This window comes from Phenylobacterium sp., from assembly GCF_030651755.1.
GTDB lineage: Bacteria > Pseudomonadota > Alphaproteobacteria > Caulobacterales > Caulobacteraceae > Phenylobacterium.
Map to the genome: position 1 here is coordinate 1 of NZ_JAUSBZ010000069.1, position 21,853 is coordinate 21,853.

Here is a 21,853-nt window from a genome sequence, read left to right on the forward strand (position 1 = left end):
CACCGCCCTGGCCCTGGCCCGAGGCGGCGCCAGGGTCCGCCTGCACGATCCCGGGTCGTCCCAAGCCAACGCCTCTGGCGTGGCGGCGGGTAGGCTGGCCCCCGTGAGCGAAGCCCTGACCGATCCGGCCGCCGCGCCCCATCTGGACCTCCTGACCGCCGCCCTGCGCCTGTGGCCGGACTTCGCCCAGGCCGTGGGGTTAAGCCTTCATCGGGCCGGCGCCATCCTGCTGGGAGACGGCGAGCGCCTCAGTCAGCTCGCCAGGGCTCAAGCCGCTTTCGGCCTCGAGCCTGCGCGCCTGGCACGGGCCGATTTTCCAGACTTCAACGGGGGTTATGCGCCAGAGCTGGCTGGTGGTCTGAAGATTTCAGGAGACTGGCGGGTGGACGCCGGGGGGCTTGGGCGTTTGTCGGCGGCCGTCTCCGCCCTGGGGGTCGAGCATTGTGTCGCGGCTCCTGACCGGGCCGACTATGACCTGCTGGTCCTGGCGACGGGGCCTTCACGGGACTATGCCGGGCTCGCCCCGGAACTCGCGGTGCTCAGTCCGATCAAGGGTCACATCCTGAGCTACCCCGGCCTGGTCTATGGGGGGCCAGTGCTGCGGGGGCCAGGCGCCTATGCCGCCCCTTCCGAAAGGGGCCTGCTGGTCGGCGCCACCATGGAGGTCGGTCAGCGGGATCCCGCAGTGGACCCCGTCGTCGCCGAACACCTCGCCGCGCAGGCCTCGGCCATTTTTCCGGGCCTGGCGACGCAGCCCTGGATCGCTGCGGCGGGGGTGCGGGCGGCGACCCCCGACGGTCTGCCGCTTGTCGGACCCGTGACGGCCCCCGGCGTGATCCTGGCCTGCGGCGCCCGGCGCAATGGCTGGCTGCTGGCCCCGCTGGTGGGGCAGATGGCGGCTGCCTACGCCCTGGGCGGCGACCCCGGCCCGTGGGCGCGACGGCTGGACGCCCGGCGGTTCAACAGCCAGCCGCCCGAAGAACGTGGTTAGCGGGGCGTTAACCATGCGGGCGCCAATAGAAGGGCCATGTCCGTCCAGGGTCTCAGAGGTGTGGTTGAAACCGCCATCCAGCGCGCCTCCAGCGCGACTGGGGTGGATTTCACCTTTCTCATGGGCACCGCTCATCGCGAGAGCGGCTACAATCCCACCGCCAAGGCCAAGACCTCCTCAGCGGCGGGCCTCTTCCAGTTTGTCGAACAGACCTGGCTGGCGACCCTCAAGCAGCATGGCTCGAAATATGGCTACGCGCGCTATGCCGACCTGATCCAGAAGGGGTCCGATGGCCGCTTCCGGGTGGCCGGCGCCGAGGCGCGCCAGACGGTGATGGACCTGCGCTTCGACCCGCAGGCGGCCTCCCTGATGGCTGGCGAACTGGCCACCGACCATGCCGCCTATCTGAAAGGCCGGGTGGGACGGGCGCCGACGGCGGGGGAACTCTATGCCGCCCATTTTCTGGGGCCGCACGGATCGGCCAGGCTGATTGAAGCGACGCGGTCCCAACCGGGCGCCAGCGCGGCGGCCCTGTTTCCGGAGGCCGCCCGGGCCAACCGCTCGATCTTCTATAAGGGCGGACGGGCGGCCACCGTGGCCGAGGTCTACGCCAACCTCACCCGAACCGGCGGGGCGGGGGAGGCCGTGCGCCCCCGCGAAAGCGCCCCGGCCGAAGGGGGCTTCATCCAGTACGCCTCAGCGCGGCGGGCCGAGGCCCAGCGGGAGCAACAGGCCCTGGTGGACTTTATCCTGCGGGGCTCCCAGCCGGCCGAAGGGGCTGGCGTCGGCCAGCGCCTGGGCGGCGCCATGTTCTCCAGCGAAATGCTGCGGATGCTGTCCGAGGCCCGGGACGACAGCTAGATCGCGTTCCGATAGGCGGGAGCCGGCTATCTAGGCCTCTTCCGCTCCGGCGGCGCCTGCGGCGATCATCGCCTCCACCTCGTCTTCCCCATAGCCCAGCTCGGCCAGGATCTCCCGGGTGTGCTGGCCAAGACCTGGCGGCGGCGGCCTTCGGCTGAGATCGACGCCGGGAAACTGAGCCGGAGCGGCCGGCGAATCGCCAAACCCGCCCTGAGCATTCTCCACCTGCACCAGGGCGCCTGAGGCCCGGACCTGCGGATCGGCGGCGACCTCCGCCGGGGTCTGGACGGGCGCCCAGACCAGGTCGGCGGAGTCCAGCCGGGCGGTGATCTCATCCCAGGCCAGGGCGGCGAAAGCCTGATCGAATTCCGCCGTCAGGGCCGTTGAGTTCTCCTTGCGCAGGCGTCCGGAGGAAAAGCGCGGATCTTCCAGCAGGTCGGGCCGACCCGCCGCCGTGGCCATGGCCGCCCAGTCCACCGAGCCCCCCCGGGGGTTGGTGACGAACCAGCGGCCCTCGGCGCTCTGGAAGAAGTTGGCCAGGGGGTTCAGCGGCTCGCGCCGCGAGCGGTTAGACGACAGCCGGCCAAAGCGCAGTTGCACCGCCAGGTCCGAGCCCACCGTATAGGTCCCGGTGGCCAGCAGGGAGGTCTGCACCAACCGCCCGACCCCGGTCTGCTCGCGCTCATAGAGGGCCGCCAGGATGGCCGAGGTGGTGGCGAGCGAGGTGATGTGGTCGCCAAATCCGGTGCGCAGCAGGAAGGGGTCTTCCCCCTTGGGCGTGGTCATTCGCGCCACGCCGGCCCTCGACCAGAAGGCGGTGACGTCAAAGCCCGGCTTGTGGGCGTCGGGCCCTTCCATGCCATAGCCGGTGACCAGGGCGTAGATCAGCCGGGGGTTGGCCGGCCGCAGGCTCGCCTCATCCAGGCCCGCCCGCTTCAGGGAGGCGGGCCTGACATTGGTGATGAAGACGTCGGCGCTGGCCGCCAGCTTCGCCACGGCGTCGCGGCCCTCCGGCTTGGAGATGTCGAGCACCACCGAGCGCTTGCCGCGATTGTCCATCTCAAAGGTCGGATTGGCGCCCAGGTCGCTCTTGGCGTCGGCGAAGACGTGCCGCATGTCGTCGCCGCCCGGCCGCTCGATCTTGATGACCTCGGCACCCCAGTCGCCCAGGATTCCGGCGGCGCCCGGCGCGGCGATATAGGTGGCGAACTCCACCACCTTCAAACCCTTGAGTATCACGAGCCCTTGGTCCTCCGCCTGTGGCCGCGCCTTGGTCGGCGCCGGTCCCTGTTGGACCCATACTGACCGGGGGCGGCGGAGGGGGAAAGGCGTTCTGCGCCGTGACCCTGCGTCAGGCGATCTTGCGGGCGACGCTCCGGCGGGCGGCGGCGGTGGCGTCGGCCACGGCGCGTGCCACGGCGGTCACGCTGACCGGCTTGCGCAGCACCGCATCAGCGCCGGCCCGGGTGCATTCCAGGGCCTCGCCCGCGTCGCCGCCGATCACCGCGATGATCGGCAGGTCGCCCATCGGTCCGTCCAGGGCGCGAATGGCGGCGGTGGCCTCCGGGCCATCAAGGCCAGGCATCCGGCCATCGATCAACGCCAGGTCGAACTCGCAGACCCGGGCCAGGTCCACAGCTCTCTGACCATCCTGGGCATGGACCACCTGATGTCCCAGCTGCTCCAGCACGGCGCGCATCATGGCGGCATTCAGGCTGTCATCCTCGGCCATCAGAATCCGCAGCTTGCGTCCATCGGCCTGGGCTTCCTCAGGCTCGTCCCAGGCCATGTCGGTCTGTGGTGTCGCATGGGGATCATAGGCCAGGATCAGGGCGAAACAGCTGCCCACCCCCGGCGCGCTGGTGGCGGTCAACTCGCCCTGCATCAGTCGGGCGAGATGGCGCGACAGGGACAGGCCAAGGCCCGCGCCCGGCACGCCCGCACTGGTGCGCTCCACGCGATGGAAGGCCTCGAAGGCCTTCTCCAACTCCGGAGCCGACAGGCCAGGGCCGGTGTCGGCGATCTCGATGATGAGACGGCCGTCCGGGGTCAGGCCCAGCCGGGCCTCCACCCGGCCGCGCACGGTGAACTTGATGGCGTTGCCGATCAGATTGGCCAGGATCTGCCGCACCCGGGCCGGATCGCCCATGGCCGCGCCGCCGCCTTCGACCAGTTCGGGGGCGACAAAGACGCTCAGTTCCAGCCCCTTGGCTCCGGCCGGGGGCCGGTTCAACAGCATGAGGTCGCGGACCAGGGCCGGCGCGTCCAAGGGGCGGATATCGACGGCCAGACGGCCGGCCTCGGCGGTTTCCGAGTCCAGGGTGGTGTTCAGCACAGCGATCAGGTCGCTGACGGCGTCCAGGGCGGCCGACAGTTGTTCGCGGGACGGCGCCGCGCGGCCATTGCGTCCGGCCGCGGCGGCCAGGACATGGGCGACGCCGGTCAGGCCGTTGCGGATTTCGTGGCTCAAGGTGGCCACCAGATCGGATTTGGAGCGGGCAAGGCGGCTGGCCTCGTCGACCTTTCCGGCCCGATCGGCGATCAGCACTTCGCGCTCGGCGGCCATGGCGAATTGTCGTCTCAGCACCCGATTCAGCATCAGGGCGAGGGCGAAGGCCAGGGCGACGCCCCCCCAGGCCAGGGTCGCGGCGCTCTGACTGTGCGGGCTGGCGAACAGCGCGATCAGGGGCCCTGCGGCCGCGGCGGTCCCCACCACCAGCAGGCTGGGCAGCCAGGGGGCGGTGAAGAAGATGCAGATCACCGCAGCGGCGGTGGCCATCAGCAGCAGCGTCTCCCGCATCGGTCCTGCGCCGTCAGCGAAGGCGGCCACCTGGGCGACGCAGCCGGCCCAGACCAGCCCTGTGACGATATGCACCCGGGCCCGGGCCTGCAGATTCTCAGCCTTCGGACTGCGGAGCCAGTTCACCGCGCCATAGGTCGCCCCGCAGGCTATGGCGAACAGGGCGAAGCTGGCGGTCATCCAGGCGGCGTTGTCCGCGTAGGATCCCGCCCAGACGAACACCGGCATGCTGACCACAAACGCCACCAGGGCGTAGGGCAGAAGGGCGGTCTGGGCTTCCAGGGCCTGAAGCGACACTGAAGCGCCGCCACGTGGGGCAAACCGAGCAGAATCGGCGTTGGATGACACGGGCTGGTCCTTTGCGGCGACGCCCGCGAAGGTAGAGGCTCAGGGTTGGCGGGGGGTTACGTAACAGCGTTAATCCACAGGCGGATTCGAAACCGTCCGTTAAGCCTAATCGATCATTGTCGTGAGACGGGGCGGGAGTCCCGGCGGGGGGAAGTGTATATGAGCACAACGAGGGCGGCGCTCACCGAAGAAGACATCCGCACCCTGGTCAAGGGCGCGACCCCGGACGAACGCGCCCTGGTCGCCCACAAGCTCTGCCGGCGCATCGACACCCTGCCGCTGACTCCCGAGGAGCAGGTCCTGGCTCAGGACATCCTGAGGGTGATGGCGCAGGACGCCGCCGAACTGGTTCGCCGCGCGCTCGCGGTGACCCTGAAGAGTTCGCCTCTGATCCCGCACGATGTGGCCCTGAAGCTGGCCCGGGATGTGGAGAGCGTCTGCCAACCCATTCTCAGCTTTTCGCCGGTCTTCACCGACGAAGAACTGGTGGAGATCGTGCGCCTGGGCGGACCGATCCGTCAGGTGGCCATCGCCAAGCGCCCGCGCCTGTCGCGCCGTCTGACCGACGTCATTGTCGAGACCGGGGTGGAGCGTGCGGTGGAGGTCGTGTGCTCCAACGACAACGCCGATTTCGCCGATTCCACCCTGATGAACGTCCTGGCCCGCTTCGAACGCTCAGAGCGGGTGTTGGCCGCGGTGGCCTATCGCCAGACCCTGCCCCTGTCGGTGACCGAGAAGTTGATCGACCTGGTGGGCGATCAGGTCCGCGACCATCTGCTGGCCCATCACCCGGTTTCGCCGGAACTGGCGCTGCAGATCGCCACCGGCGCCAAGGAGCGCGCGACGCTCGACCTGGTGGACCAGGCGGGCCGAGCCGCTGACCTCAAGGCCTTTGTCGCCCATCTTCATCGCAATGAGCGGCTGACCGCCTCGCTGATGCTGCGCGCCCTGGCGCACGGCCACATGGCCTTCTTCGAGTGGGGCCTGGCTGAACTCGCCGGGGTGCCGCACCATCGCACCTGGCTGATGATCCATGACGCTGGCCCCCTGGGCCTGAAGGCCATCTATGAACGGGCGGGGCTGCCGGCTCGGCTGCTGCCGGCTTTCCGGGCCGGCGTCGACACCTTCCACGCCATGGAGTTCGAGGGTGGAGCCCGGGATCGGGACCGATTCCAGAAGAAGATGCTCGAACGCTTCCTCACCCAGCCCCATGTGGGCGCCCGCGAAGACGCCGACTATCTCCTCGATCGCATGGACCGCCTCGCAGAGCGGGCGCTTCCGGCGATGCAAACGGCCTGACGAAGCTTTTCCTTGGCGAACGGGCGGGCTGCGCCCAGATAGCGGCCATGATGCAAGATCCGATGGGCGGCCTTGTCCGCCCAGCCTCGACCCTGATGCTGCTGCGCGACGTCCCCACCTTCGAGGTGCTCATGGTCGAGCGGCACCATCTGATCGACTTCGCCTCAGGCGCCCTGGTCTTTCCTGGCGGCAAGTCTCACCCGGGGGATCACGACGAGGCCTGGCGTGATCATGTGGTCGGCTGGGAGGCTCATGACCCGGACCAGCGGGGCCTGCGTATCGCCGCCATCCGTGAATTGTTCGAAGAGGCCGGGCTGCTGCTGGCCGTTGGCGCCCGGGGCGGCCCCCTTGAAGTCGAGCCAGCGCCCATGGCGCTCCGCCAGGCCGTCGATCGGGGCGAGACGCCCTTCCTGGAGGTGGTCCGTGAGGCCGGCGCGCGACTGGACCTATCGGCTCTGACGATCTTCGCCCGGTGGATCACCCCGCCGGTGACGCCCAAACGCTTCGACACCTGGTTCTATGTGGCCCACGCCCCGGCGGGTCAGCTGGCGGTCTGTGATGGGCGCGAGACGGTCGACGCCTGCTGGTACGCCCCAGCCGCGGCCCTGAGCGCCGCCGAACGGGGAGATCGTAAGGTGGTGTTTCCCACCCGCATGAATCTGGGGATGTTGGCGCGGGCGGCCAGCGCCGCGGCGGCCATTGATCAGGCCCGGAGCCGGCCGCTGGTGACCGTGCAACCAGAAATCCATGAGGGGCCTGGCGGCCGTCGGCTGGTGCTGCCGGAAAGCGCCGGCTATGGCGCGATCAGCGAGCCGTTTCTGCCGGGGATGTAGGGAACTGAGGCCTGCGCCTCAGACCAGGCCTGACGCCGAAACCCGGCGCTCCAGTTCTTCGACCAGGATTTTCCCCACGGGGTGATCGTCAGTCTTGATGCCGTCGCGGACCGCGGCCTTGATGCCGTCGATGTGGGCGTCGACCAGGACCATCGGCGCTTCCATGCGCTTGTCCTTGTCGTCGATCAGCTTGCACAGCGAGCCGGCCATGCGGGTGATCAGCGGAAACTCGTAGGTCGCCCCCAGACCTTTCAGGTCATGGGCGCGCAGATAGAGGCTTTCGAGGGTTTCAGGCGTGACGCCCTCGGTCTTCACCAGCTGGCGCGCGGCCTCAAGCTTGGTGACCTCGTCCTGCAGCCAGGCGGCGAAGTTGCCAGACAGGCTCTTGAGCGCAGCTTCAGCCTTGGCGATCGCGCTGGCGTCGACGGCGCCGAACCGGCTGCCGACCTTCATGCGAAGCGTATTGGGGACCTGGATCATCTGACCCGTGTTCTGCTGCTGACTCACTGCCATCTCCTGGTTGGGATGATTGAGACCGACTCTAGGAGAAAGAGCTTAACAACGAATGAGATCAAGGTTCAGGCGGAAAACTGCTCCGCCAGGACTCGTTCTTCGAGGCTGCGGCCGGCGTCGAACAGCATGACGAGGCTGATGTCGCGGTTCTCGGCCACATGCACTTCCAGGACGTCGCGAACTTCGAAATTGTCGGCCACGGCGCTGACGGGCCGCTTATCGGCCTCGAGGATCTCGAAACTGACCCGGGCGGCATGTGACAAAAGCGCGCCGCGCCAGCGGCGGGGGCGGAAGGCGCTGATCGGCGTCAGCGCCATCACCTTGGCGTCCAGGGGGATGATGGGGCCGTGGGCGGAGAGGTTATAGGCCGTGGAGCCTGCCGGCGTGGCCACCAGCGCGCCGTCGCAGGACAGCTCGTTCAGTCGGACCTTGCCATCGACGGAAATGCGCAGCTTGGCCGTCTGCCGGGTCTGCCGCAGCAGGGATACCTCGTTGATCGCCAGGGCGCGGTGCTGACGCCGGCGGGCGTCCACCGCCACCATGCTCAAGGGGTGAATAAGGGCCCGCTCGGCGGCGTTGATCCGATCGAGCAGGCCATCAGGGCTGTACTCGTTCATCAGGAAGCCGACCGACCCGCGGTTCATCCCGTAGATCGGCTTGGGGGCGCCCATATTGCCGTGCAGGGTCTCCAGCATGAACCCGTCGCCCCCCAGGGCGACGATCACCTGGGCCTGATCCTGCGGGACCTGGCCGTAGCGCTGGATGAGCGCCTGCATGGCGTCCTGCGCTTCGGGCCGGTCACTGGCGGCGAAGGCCAGGCGGGTCAGGATGGGCTCGGCTTTGAACATGGGCCGCCAAACGCCGACAGGGCGCTGGCCTTGTCAAACCCCGATCGCATGCCGGGCCGCCGAAGGCTCAGACCATTTCACGTCCTACAGCCCGTCTGAAGGCCATGGCCGCTAGATCGGGCGCGAAGGGTCCGAAGGCCGCCATTGCGCGCCGCGCCCCCTCGGCCCCGCCGCCGGGCTTACCGCCATTCAGGCTGCGGACCAGTTCCAGGATGGTGGGGAAGGCGCTCTTGTCGATGTTTACGGCGGCGCAAGCCAGGGCCAGATGCTCGGGCTGATCGCCGTCCATCGCCTGTCGCACCATGTCGGGAGGGAAGTCCCCCAGGGTTGCGAGGGCGCCGACAAACAGAGAGAGCTTGCCCTCCCGCAAGGCGCGCAACAGGTAGCCGGGACGCAGTTGGCCGGCGGCCACCAGCTTGACGATCAACTGGCGTTCCATCGCCTCGCGTTCGTCGTCCTGCTGCCAGACTATGGCGTCGGTGGTCGGTTCGACCCCCGGCGCGCCGGCGTGGGCCTCTCCCACCGCCTGACCCAGCGCCGCCTCCAGCGCGACGGGATCGAGTCGGAAGCGCAAGACGAGCGACTGGCGCAGGGACTGGCCGACCCAGACATACAGTTGCAGGGCCAGATCCTCGGTGAGCTCAGGCCGCCGGACCAGCGGCGAACGCAGGGCCGCGACCCGCCGCGACGCCTTGACCAGCATGGCCATGTCCGAGGCCGCCAGAGCCGCCTGATGGTTGCCCGCCAGGGCGGTCAGCACGGCGGGTTCGGCCTGTTGCAGGATCGCCGCAATCACGGGCTGGCCGATACGGGGGCGTCGCGCCACCTCGATCTGATGCTCCACTGTGGCCTCGACCAGCAGGCGGACCAGATCGTGATCCTGCAGCAGCGGACTGGTGGCGATGATCGGACGGGCGATCTCAATGTCGTCGAGGGCGAGAACATTGATCAGGGCCGCCGGGGCCCAATCCACCACAGCCAGCTTTTCGGCCAGGCGGCGACGAATGTCGCGCTCGGCCTCGACCACCAGGCTCATGAAGATGGAATTCAGGAGGTCCTGAACCGCCGGCGCTGACATAATCTCTGCGCTGTCGGCGACATCACAGAGATCAACTACAGCCAATAGCAGCCGTTCCCGGTCGCCGGGCGTTCGGCTTCGGGCCAGGCTGAGGATTTCTTCAGTCCGCGCGAGCACGCTCAAGGCGATCTCCAGGTTTCCCGCTTGCTGTGGGGAATTTGCCGGTCGCACATGAAAACATGTTTAAACGCCGGCAAACCAAATTGCCGCATATGTCGCCCAGGTGGCGTCAGGAGGAGATGCCAAGTGGCTGAGCCCCTTATCCTTGCTCTGGACCAGGGCACCACCAGCACCCGGGCCATTCTGTTCGATCTGTCGGGAAAGGCCCTGGGGGAGGCGGCCATCCCCCTGGCTCAACACTATCCGGCGGATGGTTGGGTCGAGCATGACGCCATTGAGATCTATGAAGCCGCCGTCCAGGTGATGAACCAGGCGGTCGCCGCCGCCGGTCGGCGGATGGACGAGGTGGCGACCATCGGGATCACCAACCAGCGTGAGACCGTGGTCCTCTGGGACCGTCACACCGGTCTTCCGGCGCATCGGGCGGTGGTCTGGCAGGATCGCCGCACCGCCGCCAGGTGCGAGGCCCTGCGACTGGAGGGGGCCGAGGCCCGAGTGACCGATGTCACCGGTCTGCTGATCGACCCCTATTTCAGCGGCACGAAACTCGCCTGGCTGCTGGACAACGTGCCGGACGCCCGGACCCGGGCGCAGGCGGGCGACCTGCTGGCCGGCACCATCGACACCTGGCTGATCTGGAAGCTCACAGGCGGCGCCTCCCATGTGACCGACGCCACCAACGCCTCGCGCACCCTGTTGTTCGACATCCGGGCGCAGGTCTGGTCGGACGAGATGCTGGCGTTGCTGGACGTGCCCCGCGCCATCCTGCCGGAGGTGCGAGACTGCGCCGGACTGTTCGGCGAGACCCTGCCAGACCTTCTGGGACGGGCCATCCCCATCTGCGGCGTCGCCGGCGACCAGCAGGCGGCGCTGATGGGGCAGGGCTGCATTGCGCCTGGCCAGATGAAGGCCACCTACGGCACGGGCTGCTTTCTGTTGGTCAACACCGGCGGCAGCGCGCCCAAGTCAGGGACCCGGCTGCTGACCACCGTCGCCGCCCGCATCGACGGCCAGGCGACCTTCGCCCTGGAAGGGGCCATCTTCATTGCCGGCGCCGCCATAGGCTGGTTGGTGGAGGGACTGGGCGTGGAGAGCCCCGCCGCCGCCGAAGCCCTGGCCAGGCGCGCCCGGCCTGACAACGCGGTGATCCTGGTGCCGGCCTTCACCGGTCTGGGCGCCCCGTGGTGGGACGCCGAGGCCCGCGGGGCGCTGATGGGCCTCACCAGGGACGCCGGCCTGCCGGAAATTGCTGCGGCCGCCTATGACGCCTGCGCCTACCAGACCGCCGACCTCATCTCCGCGATGCGATCAGACGCGCCCGAAGCCTTCGGGGCGGGTTCGGAGTTGCGGATCGATGGGGGAATGTCGCGCAGTCCCTGGTTCGCCCAGCGGCTGGCCGACCTGACCGGCCAGAGGGTCGCCCGGGCGAGCTATGAGGAGACCACCGCCCTGGGGGCGGCCCTGTTCGCCGGACTGGGCGCCGGCCTCTATCCTGACCTTGCCGCGGCCGCCTCGGCGCGACCCACGACAGAGCCGGCCGATCCGAGCTTTTCTGACGCCGACAGGGCGGCTGGACAGGCCCGGTGGAGGGACGCCGTCCGCCGGGTGCTGAGCCACGACGGCGCGCCCGCGCTCTGACAGGAGGGCGCCTCTTGACGATGGGGGGCGTCGGGAGGACTCTGCCCCGGAAAACAGAAACCAAGGGAGGCCGCCATGGCCGATGGATCCGCCGGCGTCGTGACGTCGCTGCAAGGCAAGGTGAGCACCGAGGAGTGGCAGGCCCGGGTGGATCTGGCCGCCCTCTACCGTCTTGTGGCCCTGCACGGATGGGACGACCTCATCTACACCCACATCTCGGCGCGCATTCCCGGGCCCGAGCACCACTTCCTGATCAATCCCTATGGGATGCTGTTCGAGGAGATCACAGCCTCGTCCCTGGTGAAGATCGACCTGCAGGGCAACATCCTTCAGGACACGCCCTACTTCATCAATCCGGCGGGTTTCACCATCCACTCGGCCATCCATGAGGCCCGGGAAGATGCGAAGTTCGTGATGCACCTGCATTCCGACCAGGGCGTCGCCGTCGCCGCCCAGAAGGAGGGCCTGCTGCCCCTGTCGCAGCACGCCCTGATCGTCCTCCCCAGGCTCGCCTATCACGACTATGAGGGCATCGCCCTGAACCTGGACGAGCGCGAGCGCCTGGTGGCCGATATCGGCGACAAGACCCTGATGCTGCTGCGCAACCACGGCACCCTGTCGGTGGGGGATTCCGCCGCCGATTGCTGGATCGGGATGTTCTATCTGGAGCGGGCCTGCAAGCAGCAGGTCATGGCCCTTTCGGCCGGTCGCGAGAACGTCCTGTTCGCGCCCGAAGCCGCCCAGACGGAAGTGAAATCCCAGGTCGCCCGGGGCATTGGCGGCAAGCTCGCCTGGCCCGGCTGCCTGCGGCGGCTCGATCGTGAGTCGCCGGGCTACGACGCCTGAACGGGCCGGGCTCAGCCCTGGCGGAATGACCCGGACCGAGGGTCGCTGATTTGGCCAGCGCCGGCCTGCATCTTTTCCGGCGCCGCGCCCGAATATTGAACCAAATGGCTATACGTTTCTGCACAGAAACGTATGGCCATAGTTCTGTTACCGGTCGCATCCTAAGCCAGACATACGATTCTCGCAGTTTCGGTCCACGCCTGTCGCACGCTCCTCATCGGAGCGATGGAGCCCGCATTGGTAAGACGTCACTTTTTCCTCGTGGGTGCGCTGGTGATCCTGGGGCTGATGGTCGTGGTCGGCGGCCTGAAGATGGGCTTCGGCGGCGCGGCGCCGCAAGGCGGAGGTCCGGGCGGGCCTGGACGGGGCGGCGTGCCCGTGGCCGCCACCCAGGTCCAGGCGCACACCTTCACCGATACGGTCGAGCTTCTGGGGGTCGCCAAGGGTCGCCAGTCGGTGACCCTGACGGCGGCGGCCACCCAGCTGGTCGAACGGGTGCGGTTCTCTGATGGCCAGTATGTGGCTCAAGGGGCGGTTCTGGTCGAGCTCAAGGACGCCGAACAGAATGCAGGGGTCGAACAGGCGCGGGCGCGCCTCGGCGAGGCCGAGCGGACCCTGCAACGCTGGCGCACCCTGGCTGACCAGGGGTTCGCCTCCAAGGCCGCCGTCGACCAGCATGAGGCGGCCTATCTCACGGCGCGAGCAGACCTTTCAGCCGCCGAGGCCCGGCGGGGCGACCGCCTGATCCGGGCGCCCTTTGCCGGCGTGGTGGGGCTGACCGACATCGCGCCTGGCGCCCTGGTCAATCCCGGCGCCGCCATCGTCACCCTCGACGACCTCTCGGCGGTCCGGGTCGATTTCCAGGTGCCTGAACGCTATCTCTCGGGCCTGGCGGCTGGTCAGACGATCCAGGCCCGCACCGACGCCTATCCCGACATGATGATCACGGGACGCATCGACACCCTCGACACCCGCGTGGACGAGGCCACCCGCGCCATCACAGCTCGGGCCATATTCCCCAATCCGGATCGCCTGCTGAAGCCCGGCATGATGATCCGCGTGTCCCTGGCCCGGGGACAGCGCCAAGGCCTGGCGGTGCCTGAGGCGGCGGTCTCGGTCCAGGGCGCCTCCTCCTTCGTCTTTGTGATCTCCGAGACCGATGGCAAGACGCAGGCCGAGCAGCGCCCGGTTGTGGCCGGCGCCCGGCAGGACGGCTTTGTGGAAATCCGCGACGGCCTCGCCAATGGAGACCGGATCGTCGCCAATGGGGTCAACAAGGTGACTGGGGGGCAGCCCATCCAGGTGGCTGAAACCCTCGACGCCGCCGACGTCGCCCGGGTCAAGCCCGCCAGCGAAAGCCCTGGCGCGTGACGCTCTCTGATCTCTCTGTCCGTCGTCCGGTCTTCGCCGCCGTCGCCTCGATCATCCTGTGCGTCGTCGGCCTGGCCTCCTTCACCCAGTTGACGGTCCGGGAGCTGCCGGCGGTGGATCCGCCGGTGATTTCGATCAGCACGGACTATCGCGGCGCGTCCTCAGAGGTGATCGAGGAGCGGGTCACCGAGGTGATCGAGCGACAGGTGGCCGGGATCGAAGGCGTCGACCGGATGACCTCGGCGTCCCGGGACGGCTCCTCTCGGATCAATATTCAGTTCAAGCTCAGCCGGGATTTGGACGCCGCCGCCAATGACGTGCGCGACGCCGTGTCCCGTGTGTCGTCCAATCTGCCGCTTCAGGCCGATCCGCCGCAGATCCGCAAGGCTGACGCTGATGCTCAGCCGATCATGTTCCTGGCCCTGTCGTCGACGACGCTCAATCGCCTGCAACTGACCGACTACGCCCAACGCTACATCGTGGAGCGGGTCTCCACCGTGCCGGGCGTGGCCCAGGCAGGGGTGGGCGGGGCGCAGAACTATTCCATGCGCATCTGGCTTGATCCCCAGGCCATGGCCTCGCGCGGCATCACGGTCACCGATGTCGAAACCGCGCTCAGCAGCCAGAATCTGGAGCTGCCGGCGGGCTCCCTGGAGGCCGCCGCCAAGGACTTCACGATCCGGGTCGCCCGCGGCTACAGCACGCCCGAGGAGTTCGCCAGCCTACCGGTGCGCACCGGCGCCGACGGGGGTTATGTCACGCGCCTGGGCGACATCGCCCGGGTGTCGGAGGAGGCCGACGAGCGTCGCCGCCTGTTCCGGTCGAACGGCCGCGATCAGGTGGGCATCCCCATCACCCGGCAGTCCCAGGCCAACGACCTGGAGATATCCGACGGGGTCCGCGCCATCCTGCCCGAATTGAACCGCGGCCTGCCCGAGGGCACCCGGATCGATGTGGCGGTCGACCTCACCGTCTTCACGCGACACGCCCTGGAAGAAGTCTGGTTCACCATGGGCATCTGCCTGGCGGTGGTCGGCCTAGTGAACTTCATCTTCCTCGGCACCTGGCGGGCGGCGATCATCCCGACCATCGTCGCCCCGATCTGTATTCTCTCGACCTTCATCGTCCTGGCGCCGCTCGGCTTCTCCCTGAACCTGCTCACCCTGCTGGCCCTCGTCCTGGCCATCGGGCTGGTGGTGGATGACGCGATCGTCGTGGTGGAAAATATCCAGCGACGGATCGACGAGGGCGAACCTGCGCCTGTGGCCGCCCAGCGGGGCACCCGCCAGGTCTTCTTCGCCGTGGTGGCCACCACCATCGTTCTGATCTCGGTCTTTGCGCCCTTGATGTTCCTGCCGGGCTATATTGGCCGGCTGTTCGTCGAGCTGGCCGTCGCCGTGGCTGCGGCCGTGGCCTTCTCCTCGCTGCTGGCCTTGAGTCTCTCGCCCATGCTGGCGTCGAAGCTGCTGAGGCCGGCCCAGGGGCAGGGGCGCGTGGCGCGGACGGTCGATGGGGCCATGACCCGGCTCCGGGCCTCCTATCACGCGTCGCTGGAGTTCCTCCTGGGACAGCGCCTGGCCGCGTGGTTGACCGGCAGTCTGGTGGTGGTCCTGGCCATCGCCGCCTTCGGGATCTTCAGCTATCTGCCCAGCGAACTGGTGCCAGAGGAAGACCGCGGCCGGGTGGACATCTCGATCAATGGTCCAGAAGGGGCGGGCTACGACTATACCTTCGAGGCCGCCAAGCAGATCGAGGCCCGGCTGGCGGAGCTGTATGAGGACGGGACGGTCACCCGCTACCTGATCTCCATGCCTCGCTTCGGCGGCTCTCAGTACAATACCGGCAACGCCAATGTGAACTTGCCGACCGGGCCTGGGGCCATGGACTCCAACGCCCTGGCCGCGCAGTTGAACAAAGAATTCTCCGCCATCACGGCGGTTCGGGCCACCGCTTTCGTCCGGCCCGCCCTCCGGGGCAGCGAAGGCAACAGCGTCGACTTGGTGGCGATCGGCACGGACTATGAGCAGATCGCCGCCTGGCTGCGGCCGATTCAGGCGGCCGCCGAGAACAATCCCGGCCTAACCCGGGTGCGCCTCGACTATGAGCCGACCTCGCCGCGCCTGTTGGTGACCATCAACCGTGAGCAGGCCGCGGCCCTTGGGGTTTCAACTCAGGCTGTCGGCCGGGCCCTGGAGACCATGTTCGGGTCCCGTCGGGCGACCACCTATATCCGCGAGGGCCGGGAATATGATGTGATCCTGCAGACCGAACGGGATCGTCGGCAGAGTCAGGAAGACCTCAACAATCTCTATGTGCGCGCGGACTCCGGCGCGGTCATTCCCTTGGCCTCGGTGGTGACCACAGAGGTCCGTGGCGACACCCCTGATCGGGAACGGACTGACCGCTCCAGATCCATCGATCTCACCGCGCAGCTCAACCCCGGCTACACGATGGGCGACGCCATCGCCTTCTTTGAGGCCGAGGTGGCCAAACAACCGGGCGGCGTCGGTATTCTCTGGGGGGGCGGCGCCCGCGACTATCTTGAGGCGGGCAGCGCCGTGGGACTGGCCTTCGCCATGGCCCTGCTGCTGGTCTTCCTGGTCTTGGCCGCCCAGTTCGAGAGCTGGATCCATCCCGGCGTCATCATGCTCACCGTCCCCGTCGCCGCCCTTGGCGGCCTGTTCGGCCTGCTGGTGGCTGGCTCGACCATCAACACCTACAGTCAGATCGGTCTGATCATCATGGTGGGGATCGCCGCCAAGAACGGCATTCTCATCGTCGAATTCGCCAATCAGTTGCGAGACGAGGGCCTGTCGATCCGAGAGGCGGTGATTGAGGCCGCCACCCTGCGTCTGCGTCCGATCATCATGACCTCGATCTCGGCTGCGGCCGGGGCCGTCCCGCTGATCGTCTGGGGCGGCGCCGGCGGGGAGGCCCGCCGAACTATCGGTGTGGTGATCTTCTTCGGGGCGATCTTCGCCACCCTGCTCACCCTGTTCATCGTGCCGGTTTTCTACAACCTGCTGGCCAGGTTCACGAAATCTCCCGAGCACATGGCGCGGCGGATCGAGGCCTTCGAGGAGGCCGAACAGGCCCGCGTCGCCAACGCCGCAGAGTAGGGCCCGCCAAAAAGAAAGGCCTTCCTCCCGGGGGGAGGAAGGCCAAGTCGTCAGGATTGGGGGCGCGCCTGGGCCGGGGGAGGACCAGGCGCCGGCGCCAGGACCGACAGATGCTACGCGGCCCTGACCCCACCAAGTTGGATACGCCGTGCGCAACCGTCAAGGTTGTGGGTCGAAAATAAGCACGTAAAGCGCGCGTTATTGGTCTGGGGCGACCGCCGCCGCGTCAGGGGCGTCATTGGTCGTCACCGCCGATGAAAAGCCCGACTCCACCTTCAGATAGGCGATGAGGTCCACGCGCTTTTCGGGATCGGACAGGCCTGCAAAGGTCATGCGATTGCCCGGCAGATAGGTCCTCGGATTGGCCAGCCACTCATTGAGGCGCTCGGCGTCCCACACGAAGTCGGCTGCCTGCAGGGCGTCGGAATAGCGGTAGCCGGTCACCGAGGCGGCCTGTCGCCCAAACATCCCATGCAGGTTGGGCCCGGTCAGGTTGGGTCCACCCTCGGCGATGGTGTGACAGGAGCGGCAGAGCCCAAACTGCCGCCGGCCATTGTCCAGGTCTGCGGTGTTGTAGGGCGCCGGCAGGCTGGCCAGCAGGGCCTGAACCTCCGCCGGGCTTGGCTGGGTCGCCGCCGTCTTGGCCGCGGGCGGGGTCTCGCCGCCGCCCTGGCCGCAGGCCGCCAGTCCCAGAACGCCCGCGGCCGCCAGGGCCATCTTGGTTCGGTCAAACATCTAGATCGCGCGCCCCTTACGAAAAGTTGCGGCAAGCTAGCCCAGTCCCTGCGCCATGCAATGGCGTCCAGCCCCGGCGACGCAACAAATCAGCCGAGTCCAGCCCCATGGCCAGTCAGCCAGGACCATCAGGCCAGGGGGCGCGGTGAAGCTTTGTTGAACCTTCCGGCCCGACAAGGCCTCCATGGCTGCAAAAAGCGGCATCGACCCAAGGAAGGCAGGAGACCTCAATGAACCTCGACCACGCCGTGGCCGCGCACGCCGAATGGAAGATCAAGCTGCGCACCGCCATCGAGACGGGTAACACCCTCGACGCCGCCAGCATCGGCGCCGACAACTGCTGCGAGCTTGGCCGGTGGCTGCACGGGGACGCCAAGCGCCTGCTGGGGACACGGCCGGCCTATCAGGAAAGTCTTGCCCGCCACGCTGACTTCCACCGGGAAGCCGGTCGCGTGGCCGAGGTGATCAATCGCCGTCAACCCGAACAGGCCCGCGCCATGCTGGACGCTGGCGGCGCCTATGCGGCGGCCTCCAGCGCCGTGGGCCTGGCCCTGACCCGGCTGAAGCGCGACATGGCCAAGGCCTGAGGTGTCCGGCGTCGGCGGCGTGCTAGGATGAGGCATGACCTGGCTTCCTCTGTGCGCCGCCATCCTCCTGATCTCCAGCGCCGCGAGCGCCGCGGCCGCGCCGCTGTCGGTTCCAGAGCGGACGGCCGTTCTCGGCCTCCTGCGTCAGGCGCCTGAACCTCCTGCTGCGCTGGACGGTCCCCTGGGCTCTGACGACCTGGTCGCCGAACTGCTGGCCTATGGGGAGCGGGAGGCGGGGCGTATCAAACGGCCGACGCAGGTCAATCGGCTGTGGACGCTTGGACCGGCCAGTCGGGACATTCCGGCCGAGTGGGCGACAGCCCAGGCTCAGGGCGCGGTGGAGGCCTGGATCGCCGGCCTCTCGCCCGCCGATCCCCGCTACGGTCATCTTGTGGCGGCCCGGCGAACCTATGCGGCCAAGGTCGCCGCCGGCGGCTGGCCGACACTATCCTCAGGCGTCCTGCGACCGGGCGATGTCGGACCGCAGATCGAGGTCCTGCGCGCGCGGCTGGCGGCGGAGGGGTTCGAAGCCCTGGCCGATCCCGCCGCGGCGGTCGATGCGCCGGCGAGGTCGCCGATCGTTTATGACACAGCCCTTGAGGCCGTGGTTCGCCGCTATCAGAGCCTGCGGGGGCTGGAGCCTGACGGCGTGGTTGGCCCGGCCACCCTTTCGGCGCTGAATGTCAGCGCCCAGGGGCGGCTGGCGCAGATCGACGCCAATCTGGAGCGGTGGCGTTGGCTGCCCCGGCCGTTGCCCGCCTCCCGGATCGAGGCCGATGTCGGCGCGGCCCGGGCCGCCGTCTTTATGGAGGGCGTCCGCGTCCTCGACATGCGCATCATCGTGGGCGCGCCGGCCACCAAGACGCCCATGTTCGCCTCGCAGATCGAGACCGTCGTCTTCAATCCCCCGTGGAACGTGCCGGCTTCCATCGCCAACGGCGAGATCCTGCCCCGAGCGGCTCGCGATCCCGGCTATCTGGCCCGCAACAACTTCACCTATCGGGATGGCCGGCTGCAGCAGCGGCCCGGACCCACCAATTCCCTGGGCCAGGTGAAGTTCGACATGCCGAGCCCCTTTGGCGTTTATCTGCACGACACCCCTGGCCGTACGGCGTTCGCGCGACCCGTCCGCACCCTCAGCCACGGCTGCATGCGCCTGGAAAAACCCCGGGAGCTGGCGACCCTGCTGCTGGCGAGCCAGGGTTGGACCCGGGAGACAGTGGACGGGGCTATCGCCCAGGGTCAGACCCGCCGGGTGGACCTCGCCACGCGGGTCCCGGTGTTGGTGGTCTACAGCACGGCCTTCGTGAATGAGGCGGGTCTGCACCTGCTGGCCGACCCCTATGGCTGGGACGCCCAGCTCACCGCCGCCCTGCAAAGCCAGGTCCTGGCGCAGCTTGACCGCGACATGGCGCCGCCACAGAGCGAATGCGCCTCCTCAGCGGGCTAGGGCCTGCTAGGCTTGGGTCTCCAGGAGGTCACATGTCTCTGAACCGACGCGCCCTGATCGGCGCCGCGCTCACCCTGCCGCTGGCGACGCCCGCCCTGGCCGCCAGCCCTGCGCGCCGCAACCTGTCGGTTCTGAACCTGCACACCGGCGAGCGCCTGGCGGCCACCTATTGGGAGGCCGGCGCCTATGTGAAGGACGCGCTGGCCGGCCTGGCCAAGGTGCTGCGCGACCATCGCACCGGCGAGACCCACGACATGGCGCCGGGGCTTCTCGATCTTGTGGCCAGCCTGCAGGCGGAGTTCGCCGCCCAGCCGGTTCAGGTCATCTCCGGCTACCGCTCGCCGCGCACCAACGAAGCCCTCCGCCAGTCCGGCGGCGGGGGCGTGGCCAAGCGCAGCCTGCACATGGATGGCCTGGCCATGGACATCCGCATGCCCGGCGTCGACCTCGCCCGCCTGCGGGACGCCGCCTGGGCGCTCCAGTCCGGCGGCGTCGGCTACTATCCGGGCTCTGACTTCGTCCATGTGGATGTCGGCCGCGTCCGGCGCTGGAACGGCTGAGACACAAGCCGGCGCGGTTGCCGCCCGGCGGCCTTCCGCGATATGCCCACTCCCGAAAAGACATCCGGGAAAGGGACGCGCCGATGACCACCGAAGAACTCATGGCCCAGGACTTCGGGACCCTTTCGGCGCTGATCGCCGCCCAGGGGCGCGACCGTCCGACTCATCTCGCCCTGGTGGATGGGGAGCGGTCCGTCGACTATGCCGGCCTTAACACCCTGATGGACCGCATCGCCGCGGCCTTGCAGCGCGACGGGGTCGGGCCGAATGAAGCGGCCGCCATCTGCGCCACCACCTCGCTGGAATATGCCGCGGTCTTCATGGGCGCCCTGCGGGCCGGGGCGGCCGCCGCCCCCCTGGCGCCGTCGTCCACGGCCGACAGCCTGGTGATGATGCTCAACGACTGCGGGGCCAAGGTCTTCTTCCTGGACGCGGGCGTCGCGGCCCTGCTGGAGCCGGTGGCTGACCAGATCACCGCCAGGCGGGTGGCCCTGGATGGTTCCCCCTCGGCCGGGGTGGCGTTCGAAGACTGGCTGGCGCCTGAGGGCGCTGCGCCCCAGGCCGTCGAGGTGGGGCCGAACGACCCGTTCAACATCATCTATTCCTCCGGCACCACCGGCACGCCCAAGGGGATCGTCCAGCCGCACGCCATGCGCTGGGGGCAGGTGCGGCGGGGCATCTATTCGGTCGATGCGGTGACCATGATCTCGACGCCGCTCTATTCGAACACCACCCTGGTCAGCTTCCTCCCCACCCTCGGCAATGGCGGAACCGCCGTGCTGATGCCCAAGTTCGACGCCGAGAAGTTCCTCAAGCTGTCGGCCCAGCACCGCGCGACCCACGCCATGCTGGTTCCGGTCCAGTATCGCCGGATCATGGAGCGGCCGGACTTCGACACCTATGACCTGTCGAGCTTTGTCCTGAAATTCTCCACCTCGGCCCCCTTTTCGCCGGAGGTGAAGGCCGACGTGCTGAGGCGCTGGCCGGGCGGCCTGATCGAGTTCTACGGCATGACCGAGGGCGGCGGTTCCTGCATGCTGGTGGCCCACGAACACCCCGACAAGCTGCACACGGTCGGCCAGCCCATGAATGGCCACGACATCCGGCTGATCGATGAGGACGGCAAGGAGGTCCCCCAGGGCCATGTGGGGGAGGTGGTCGGCCGCTCGGGCGCGATGATGGTCGGCTACCACAACCAGCCCGGCAAGACCCGCGACGCCGAGTGGTACAGCCCAGACGGCCTGCGCTTCATCCGCACCGGCGATGTGGGCCGCTTCGATGAGGATGGCTTCCTGACGCTCATGGACCGCAAGAAGGACATGATCATCTCGGGCGGCTTCAACATCTATCCCAGCGACATGGAGCTGGAGCTGGCCAAGCATGAGGACGTGCTGGAATCGGCCGTGGTCGGCGTGCCGTCTGACCGCTGGGGCGAGACGCCGGTGGCCTATGTCACCCTGCGCCCGGGCAAGACCGCGACGCCGGACGACATCAAGACCTGGCTGAACGCCCGGGTCGGCAAGACTCAGCGCCTGGCCGATGTGGTGCTGATCGACAATCTGCCCCGCAGCCACATCGGCAAGGTCCTGAAGAAGGACCTGCGCGACAGCTATAAGGGACCTGCGCTCACAGCCTGAGCGCAGGTCCCTGATTGGGTCTTAGTCCCGGGGCTTGCGGGGCTTGCCGGGGCCCTTGGGGCCCTTGGGCGCGGTGGGGTCCCAGGGCTTTTTCGGACCCTTGGGGCCGGCGAAGCCTGCGCCCGGAGGACCGGTGCGCGGGCCCCGGGGCGGCGGGCCGTCGCCGCGGGGTCGATCCCGCGGCGGACCGCGGTGGGGGCGGGCGTCGCCGCCTTCAGG

General features: G+C 68.4%; 18 protein-coding genes and 1 pseudogene. 12 read left to right on the forward strand and 7 right to left on the reverse strand.

What is annotated here, in order from left to right; all coding sequences use genetic code 11:
- Positions 1 to 991 (forward strand): FAD-binding oxidoreductase (locus tag Q7V15_RS07075; RefSeq protein WP_304754740.1); only part of this gene is annotated, 991 nt, incomplete at its 5' end.
- A 36-nt stretch (positions 992 to 1,027) separates the two neighbouring features.
- Positions 1,028 to 1,852, forward strand: coding sequence for a transglycosylase SLT domain-containing protein (locus tag Q7V15_RS07080; protein ID WP_304754741.1), 825 nt, complete (start codon positions 1,028 to 1,030; stop codon positions 1,850 to 1,852).
- Between the two features lie 30 nt (positions 1,853 to 1,882).
- Here Q7V15_RS07080 and Q7V15_RS07085 read toward each other — a convergent pair whose 3' ends face one another.
- Both Q7V15_RS07085 and Q7V15_RS07090 read right to left on the reverse strand, forming a co-directional pair.
- On the reverse strand, positions 1,883 to 3,091 hold the full coding sequence (locus Q7V15_RS07085) for a CaiB/BaiF CoA-transferase family protein (protein WP_304754742.1): 1,209 nt from the start codon (positions 3,089 to 3,091) through the stop codon (positions 1,883 to 1,885).
- 112 nt (positions 3,092 to 3,203) lie between these two features.
- Positions 3,204 to 4,949, reverse strand: coding sequence for an ATP-binding protein (locus Q7V15_RS07090; RefSeq protein ID WP_304754744.1), 1,746 nt, complete (start codon positions 4,947 to 4,949; stop codon positions 3,204 to 3,206).
- Between the two features lie 210 nt (positions 4,950 to 5,159).
- Between Q7V15_RS07090 and Q7V15_RS07095 the strand changes: the two genes are divergently transcribed.
- Positions 5,160 to 6,299 carry a DUF2336 domain-containing protein gene (locus Q7V15_RS07095; protein ID WP_304754745.1) on the forward strand — a complete coding sequence of 380 codons (1,140 nt, stop codon included), beginning with the start codon at positions 5,160 to 5,162 and terminating at the stop codon, positions 6,297 to 6,299.
- 47 nt (positions 6,300 to 6,346) lie between these two features.
- A complete protein-coding gene (locus Q7V15_RS07100) occupies positions 6,347 to 7,132 on the forward strand; it encodes an NUDIX hydrolase (protein ID WP_370689789.1) in 786 nt (261 codons plus the stop codon).
- 18 nt (positions 7,133 to 7,150) lie between these two features.
- Here Q7V15_RS07100 and Q7V15_RS07105 read toward each other — a convergent pair whose 3' ends face one another.
- The 3 genes from Q7V15_RS07105 to Q7V15_RS07115 all read right to left on the reverse strand — a co-directional run bounded on the left by Q7V15_RS07105 (position 7,151) and on the right by Q7V15_RS07115 (position 9,688).
- The gene (locus Q7V15_RS07105) at positions 7,151 to 7,645 is read right to left on the reverse strand and encodes an Hpt domain-containing protein (RefSeq protein ID WP_304754746.1); all 495 of its coding nucleotides are present in this window, start codon (positions 7,643 to 7,645) and stop codon (positions 7,151 to 7,153) included.
- Positions 7,646 to 7,710: 65 nt separating this feature from the next.
- Positions 7,711 to 8,493: an NAD kinase gene (locus Q7V15_RS07110; RefSeq protein WP_304754747.1), complete on the reverse strand. Its 783-nt coding sequence runs from the start codon at positions 8,491 to 8,493 to the stop codon at positions 7,711 to 7,713.
- A gap of 67 nt (positions 8,494 to 8,560) precedes the next feature.
- Positions 8,561 to 9,688 (reverse strand): DUF2336 domain-containing protein, encoded by a 1,128-nt coding sequence (locus Q7V15_RS07115; protein WP_370689790.1) that lies wholly within the window; start codon positions 9,686 to 9,688, stop codon positions 8,561 to 8,563.
- 129 nt (positions 9,689 to 9,817) lie between these two features.
- On the opposite strand from Q7V15_RS07115, the gene glpK reads away from it, so the two are divergent.
- From glpK to Q7V15_RS07135, 4 genes are all read left to right on the forward strand, one after another.
- Positions 9,818 to 11,329: a glycerol kinase GlpK gene (gene glpK / locus Q7V15_RS07120; protein ID WP_304754749.1), complete on the forward strand. Its 1,512-nt coding sequence runs from the start codon at positions 9,818 to 9,820 to the stop codon at positions 11,327 to 11,329.
- 75 nt (positions 11,330 to 11,404) lie between these two features.
- Positions 11,405 to 12,175, forward strand: coding sequence for a class II aldolase/adducin family protein (locus Q7V15_RS07125; protein WP_304754750.1), 771 nt, complete (start codon positions 11,405 to 11,407; stop codon positions 12,173 to 12,175).
- A 237-nt stretch (positions 12,176 to 12,412) separates the two neighbouring features.
- On the forward strand, positions 12,413 to 13,546 hold the full coding sequence (locus Q7V15_RS07130) for an efflux RND transporter periplasmic adaptor subunit (protein WP_304754751.1): 1,134 nt from the start codon (positions 12,413 to 12,415) through the stop codon (positions 13,544 to 13,546).
- On the forward strand, positions 13,543 to 16,665 hold the full coding sequence (locus Q7V15_RS07135; protein WP_304754752.1) for an efflux RND transporter permease subunit: 3,123 nt from the start codon (positions 13,543 to 13,545) through the stop codon (positions 16,663 to 16,665). The genes Q7V15_RS07130 and Q7V15_RS07135 overlap by 4 nt, the downstream gene beginning before the upstream one ends.
- 198 nt (positions 16,666 to 16,863) lie before the next feature.
- On the opposite strand, the gene Q7V15_RS07140 is transcribed toward Q7V15_RS07135, so the two are convergent.
- Positions 16,864 to 17,400: a cytochrome c family protein gene (locus Q7V15_RS07140; protein WP_304754754.1), complete on the reverse strand. Its 537-nt coding sequence runs from the start codon at positions 17,398 to 17,400 to the stop codon at positions 16,864 to 16,866.
- A gap of 230 nt (positions 17,401 to 17,630) precedes the next feature.
- On the opposite strand from Q7V15_RS07140, the gene Q7V15_RS07145 reads away from it, so the two are divergent.
- The 4 genes from Q7V15_RS07145 to Q7V15_RS07160 all read left to right on the forward strand — a co-directional run bounded on the left by Q7V15_RS07145 (position 17,631) and on the right by Q7V15_RS07160 (position 21,634).
- Positions 17,631 to 17,987 (forward strand): CZB domain-containing protein, encoded by a 357-nt coding sequence (locus Q7V15_RS07145; RefSeq protein WP_304754755.1) that lies wholly within the window; start codon positions 17,631 to 17,633, stop codon positions 17,985 to 17,987.
- 34 nt (positions 17,988 to 18,021) lie between these two features.
- Positions 18,022 to 19,437, forward strand: coding sequence for a murein L,D-transpeptidase (locus tag Q7V15_RS07150; protein WP_304754756.1), 1,416 nt, complete (start codon positions 18,022 to 18,024; stop codon positions 19,435 to 19,437).
- 32 nt (positions 19,438 to 19,469) lie between these two features.
- On the forward strand, positions 19,470 to 19,997 hold the full coding sequence (locus Q7V15_RS07155) for a YcbK family protein (RefSeq protein ID WP_304754757.1): 528 nt from the start codon (positions 19,470 to 19,472) through the stop codon (positions 19,995 to 19,997).
- Between the two features lie 83 nt (positions 19,998 to 20,080).
- Positions 20,081 to 21,634, forward strand: a complete 1,554-nt coding sequence (locus Q7V15_RS07160) for a class I adenylate-forming enzyme family protein (RefSeq protein WP_304754758.1) — start codon at positions 20,081 to 20,083, stop codon at positions 21,632 to 21,634.
- Positions 21,635 to 21,655: 21 nt separating this feature from the next.
- On the opposite strand, the pseudogene Q7V15_RS07165 reads toward Q7V15_RS07160, so the two are convergent.
- Positions 21,656 to 21,853: pseudogene (locus tag Q7V15_RS07165) on the reverse strand (hypothetical protein); the annotation flags it as partial.

Coding starts and splice junctions, on each gene's coding strand:
- Q7V15_RS07080 (WP_304754741.1), top strand. CDS start 1,028: ATGTCCGTCCAGGGTCTCAGAGGTGTGGTTGAAACCGCCATCCAGCGC.
- Q7V15_RS07095 (WP_304754745.1), top strand. CDS start 5,160: ATGAGCACAACGAGGGCGGCGCTCACCGAAGAAGACATCCGCACCCTG.
- Q7V15_RS07100 (WP_370689789.1), top strand. CDS start 6,347: ATGATGCAAGATCCGATGGGCGGCCTTGTCCGCCCAGCCTCGACCCTG.
- Q7V15_RS07105 (WP_304754746.1), bottom strand. CDS start 7,645: ATGGCAGTGAGTCAGCAGCAGAACACGGGTCAGATGATCCAGGTCCCC.
- Q7V15_RS07110 (WP_304754747.1), bottom strand. CDS start 8,493: ATGTTCAAAGCCGAGCCCATCCTGACCCGCCTGGCCTTCGCCGCCAGT.
- Q7V15_RS07125 (WP_304754750.1), top strand. CDS start 11,405: ATGGCCGATGGATCCGCCGGCGTCGTGACGTCGCTGCAAGGCAAGGTG.
- Q7V15_RS07140 (WP_304754754.1), bottom strand. CDS start 17,400: ATGTTTGACCGAACCAAGATGGCCCTGGCGGCCGCGGGCGTTCTGGGA.
- Q7V15_RS07145 (WP_304754755.1), top strand. CDS start 17,631: ATGAACCTCGACCACGCCGTGGCCGCGCACGCCGAATGGAAGATCAAG.
- Q7V15_RS07150 (WP_304754756.1), top strand. CDS start 18,022: ATGACCTGGCTTCCTCTGTGCGCCGCCATCCTCCTGATCTCCAGCGCC.
- Q7V15_RS07155 (WP_304754757.1), top strand. CDS start 19,470: ATGTCTCTGAACCGACGCGCCCTGATCGGCGCCGCGCTCACCCTGCCG.
- Q7V15_RS07160 (WP_304754758.1), top strand. CDS start 20,081: ATGACCACCGAAGAACTCATGGCCCAGGACTTCGGGACCCTTTCGGCG.